The organism is Streptomyces sp. URMC 126 (genome assembly GCF_051386555.1).
Classification (GTDB): domain Bacteria; phylum Actinomycetota; class Actinomycetes; order Streptomycetales; family Streptomycetaceae; genus Streptomyces.
Genome location: NZ_JBPQTX010000652.1, coordinates 1 through 847, shown reverse-complemented (window position 1 = coordinate 847; position 847 = coordinate 1). Strand labels below are relative to the sequence as shown.

The 847-nt window shown below is 75.6% G+C and carries 1 pseudogene; it reads right to left on the bottom strand.

Annotated elements, in window-relative coordinates:
- A pseudogene (locus ACSNOK_RS33320) lies at positions 1-738 on the bottom strand (serine/threonine-protein phosphatase); the annotation flags it as partial.
- Positions 739-847: the final 109 nt, after the last annotated feature.

Sequence of the window (847 nt, the reverse complement as noted above, 5' to 3'; positions counted from 1 at the left end):
GTCGCGGGGCGGGGCGGCGGCGTCCAGGGGTACGGCGTAGCTGGCGGCGTAGCCCAGCCGGGCCGCGACCTCGCGGTGCCGGGGGTCGAGGTCCTCCTCGCCCGGGATGTCGGGGCGGGCGGTGCCGGAGCGGGAACCGACGGGCGGCAGTCCCTCAAGAAGGTGGACGTACGGATGGGACGCGTCGGAGGGGGCAGGCGCGGGGGGCGACGGGCGGACGGAGGGTGCGGGAGGAGGCGGAGCTTCGTGCGAGCCCTGCGAGAACTGCGAGCCCTGCGAGAACTGCGAGCCCTGGGAGAGCCCCGATGCCGGGGAGACGGACGGGACTTGCGGATCCTGCGCGTCCTGGGAGTTCCGCGGGCTGTGTGGTTCGTCTGTCGCCCGCGAGTCCTGCCGGGCGGCCGGAGAAGCGTTCCGGGCCTGGGGATCCGCCGGGAGGCGCGGGATGGTCTCCAGGTGACCGAGGTCGGCGCGTCCGAGCCCGAGGGTGGCGGTCGCCGTACGGCCGGAGTCGTCGACCGGGTGGAGGGTGACCAGGCCCCGGCCGGCGCCCAGAAGGGTGGCGCCGGCGCGCAGGAGTTCGCGCAGCGCGTCGTCCAGGTCCGTGATGCGGGTGAGGCGTTCGGTGAGTTCGTGGAGCGTGGTGAGGTCCGAGACGCAGCCGGCGAGCCGGTCGTGGACGAGGGTGTCGGTGTCGGGACTCCGGGGGCTGCGGGAGGTGCCAGGGGCTCCGGTGATGTCCGCGGCACCTGTGGCACCTGTGGCATCCGCGGCACTCGTGGCGGCAGTGGTGCCGGTGCCCGGGGAATCCGTGGCAGCGGACGGGTCCGCGGCGGGGGCGGGGGAG